This is a genomic window from Methylobacterium sp. B1 (genome assembly GCF_000333255.1).
Taxonomy (GTDB): domain Bacteria; phylum Pseudomonadota; class Alphaproteobacteria; order Rhizobiales; family Beijerinckiaceae; genus Methylobacterium; species Methylobacterium fujisawaense.
Genome location: NZ_BACT01000813.1, coordinates 1 through 2763, shown reverse-complemented (window position 1 = coordinate 2763; position 2763 = coordinate 1). Strand labels below are relative to the sequence as shown.

The 2763-nt window shown below is 68.6% G+C and carries 1 protein-coding gene and 1 pseudogene; one reads left to right on the top strand and one right to left on the bottom strand.

Annotation, left to right across the window (positions count from 1 at the left end; genetic code table 11):
* Positions 1–12: 12 nt before the first annotated feature.
* Positions 13–1078: pseudogene (locus I53_RS23420) on the bottom strand (spore photoproduct lyase family protein).
* A 306-nt stretch (positions 1079–1384) separates the two neighbouring features.
* On the opposite strand from I53_RS23420, the gene I53_RS23415 reads away from it, so the two are divergent.
* A partial coding sequence (locus I53_RS23415; protein WP_251982419.1) for a diguanylate cyclase occupies positions 1385–2763 on the top strand: 1379 nt, incomplete at its 3' end.

Here is a 2763-nt window from a genome sequence, read left to right as displayed (position 1 = left end):
GCGACCGGGGCCTCAGAACGGGTAGCGCACGGTGCAGTAGGGCATGGTTTCGGCCAGCAGGGCCTGAACCGGACGAGCCACCGGGCCCTCCAGCCGGCCGGTAGCGCAGGTTCGTGCCCCCGCCCTCGGAAACTTTCGCTTCCTGAATGTCCGCCCGCCAGAGCAGGTCCTCGGCCTTCGGGTGCCAGCCGAGATTGACCGCATGCAGATCCGCATTGTGGGTCAGCATGATGATCTCGCACTTGAGCTGCGCCTTGGCGGCGTCGGACAGGGTCGCGTCGATCTCGGCAAACAGGGCCCGCCAGTCCGCCTCCCAGTCCTCGTACAGGATCACGGGCGAGAAATTGACGTGGACTTCGTAGCCGGCGGCCACGAAGTCGTCGATGGCGGCGATCCGCTCCGGGATCGGGGCGGTGCGCACGTCCACGATCCGGGCGATCCGCGCCGGCATGAGCGAGAAGCGGATCCGCGTCTTGCCTTGCGGATCGTAGGCCAGGAGATCGCGGTTCACGGCCTTGGTGGCGAAGGAGGCCTTGGCGTTGGGCAGGGTGCGGAACAGCGCGATCAGGGCGCGTACGCCGCCACTGACCGCCGCATCCACCGAGAGGTCGCCGTTCTCGCCGATGTCGTAGACCCAGTATTCCGGGTCGATCGGATCCGGCGCCGACAGGCGTCCCTGACGGCCGGCGTGCCGGGCGATCGCCGCGCAGGCCTGCTCGACGTTCACGAACAGCGAGATCGGGTTGGAGAAGCCCTTGCGGCGCGGCACGTAGCAATAGGCGCAGGCCATGGCGCAGCCGTTGGAGGTCGAGGGCGCGATGAAATGGGCGCTCCGGCCGTTGGGGCGCATCGCGAGACCCTTCTTCACGCCGAGGACCAGGGTCGAGCGCTTGATCCGCACCCAATCCTCCACCGATCCCGCATTGCCGTGGAGTTCCGGAATGTTCCAGTGCGACGGCACGACGATGCGCTCGGCGTCCGGGAAACGGGCCAGGATCTCCCCGCCGAGCGGAAAGTCGCGGACGGCAGGCTCGTGGTAGATCGTCCGGATATCGAGCAGGTCGCGGGTGAGGGCCATGGACGATCCGGGGCCCGGGAGCGGCCCGGGTGTCGATATGGTGCTTTCGGGCGCGGCCGGAATGCCCCGCGCGCCGGCGCTTCCGCGCATCCGCAGCGCGAAAAGATCGAGATCGCTTGCGGTGGTCGATGATCGTTCAACGATATCTAACGATTCGCTGTCATGAGTCGCTCAGCTTTGAGTGGACATATGATGATCGCTTGGGACCAGGAGAGATCCGGGCCAGGCTCACCCGGCTCCGGTGAATCTCTCGACCCTGCGGATCCGAGGTGGGACGCGCTAGTCCGGCGGGACCAGCTCGAGGCCATGCGCGGGACCGTGCTGGCGGCCATCCCCGTCAACATGCTGCTCGGGCTGGCGAGCATCCTGGTCGCCTATCGGAGCGGGCACGGCGCCCTGGGGGCCGCCTGGTTTGCGGCATCGACCTGCGTCAATCTCCTGCGGATCGTGCTGTGTCGGATCCCCTGCCTCGGCCTCGCGCTGACCGCCGACATGACGCCGAGCCTGGCCGCGACCGCCGCGCGCTCCGTCGACCGGCACCTGCGCGTCTGCACGCTCGCGGCATTTCTCTCCGGCCTGGTCTGGGCTTGCCAGCCGCTCCTGTCCGCCGGCTACACCTCACCCGAGACCCTGTTCTATCTCACGATCACCTGCGGCGTGACCGCCGGGGCGGTGACGCACGGGATTGCCTATGCGCGCATTCCGATCGCCTTCATCGCTCTGCCGCTGCTGTCGGTCTCCGTCTGCCTGACCTATGCGGGTGACTTCGACCGGAACTGCCTTGCGGCCTGCGTCGCCCTCTATCTCATGGCGCTGACGCACACCGCGTTCCGGAGCCAGGCCGTGTTCCGCCAGGCGAGCCGGCTCAAGAACGAGGCCCATGCCCTCGCCCGGTCGCGGGCCGAAGCGCATGCCAGCGCCAGCGCCCTCGTCGACGAGATGCGGTGGCGCGCCACGCACGACGACCTCACCGGCCTGCTGAACCGCGCGGGATTCCTCCAGGCGGCGGAAAGCCGGCTCCACAGCGGGACGCTCAGCCTGCTGCTGCTCGACCTCGACGGCTTCAAGTTCGTCAACGACGTCTACGGACACAAGGCGGGCGACCGGGTGCTCGTCGAAGTGGCGCGCCGGCTGAGGGATGCGCTGCCGGAGAAAGGCCTTGCGGCCCGGCTCGGCGGCGATGAATTCGCCGTGCTTTACGATCCCGCCACCTCCGGTCTGGCCCACGACGTCATGGCGGCCAACTTCATCACGGCCGTGGCACACCCGTTCGACGGTTTCGACGCGGGCCGGCTCGGGGTCAGCATCGGCGTCCATGCCGGTCCGGAGCCCAGTCTGACCGAGATGCTGAGCTGCGCCGACGAGGCCCTCTACGCCGCGAAGGCCGGAGGCCGGAATCGCTTCCGGGTGTTCGATGCGGGCCTGCGCGAGGGCCTGCAGATGCGGCGCGACCTGGAGCGCGACCTGTCGCAGGCCCTGGTCGAGAACGCGCCCAGGGTCTGGTTTCAGCCGATCTACGCCGCGGATGGCCACACGCTGGTCGGGCTGGAGGCGCTGATCCGCTGGGAGCATCCGCGGCTCGGCTGGATCGCCCCGCCGGACCTGATCGCCGCCGCCCGCGATGCGGGCCTCACCGAATCGCTGCTCCGCTACATCCTTGAGCAGGTCTGCGCGATGCTGGAAAT